This window comes from Streptomyces sp. AC627_RSS907, from assembly GCF_019049165.1.
In genome coordinates, this window is record NZ_JAGMUE010000942.1 from 1 (window position 1) to 647 (window position 647).

The 647-nt window shown below is 74.8% G+C and carries 1 protein-coding gene; it reads right to left on the minus strand.

Going from position 1 to position 647, the window contains the following annotated elements; genetic code table 11:
- Positions 1-142 precede the first annotated feature (142 nt).
- The coding region (locus KUM32_RS39580) for a sensor histidine kinase KdpD (RefSeq protein ID WP_217146575.1) at positions 143-647 on the minus strand (505 nt) is incomplete at its 5' end.

Sequence of the window (647 nt, forward strand, 5' to 3'; positions counted from 1 at the left end):
CTGGGGGCATGGCGTGGGTGTCCTCTCCTCGCGTGCGGGGATTGCCAGTGTGCGCGCGCCGGGCCGCCGAGCGGTACGCGACGCGGGCGGGGACGCCGTCTGTCACACCTGCCACCCGGCCGACCGGCGCTCCGAGCCGCGCTCAGTCCGGTACGTGGATGATCGGGAAGCTGCCCGTGTTGGTCGGCGCGGAGTCCGGCAGCCACAGCACCGCGACCGCGCCCTCCGCGCCCTCCGCGGTCGGCTCCGCGTTGCGGAAGGTGAGCCGGGCGCCCAGGACCCGGGCCTGGCCCTGGGCGATGGTCAGGCCGAGGCCGTGGCCCTTGCCGGCGCGGTCGCTGGCGCCGGTACGGAAGCGGCTCGGTCCCTCCTTGAGCAGTTCCTCGGGGAAGCCGGTCCCGTGGTCGCGGACCCGGATCATCCGGCCCTCGACGGTGACCTCGAACGGCGGCTTGCCGTGCTTGGCGGCGTTGGCCAGCAGGTTGCCGATGATCCGCTCCAACCGGCGCGGGTCGGTGGTCACGTACGCGTCCCGTACGACCGAGATCCGCGCCTCCGGCGCCACCATCCGCACCCGGCGCGCGACGAACTCGCCGAGCGCGATGTCCTCCAGCTCCGCGCGCTCCGCGAAGCCGTCCAGCCTGGCC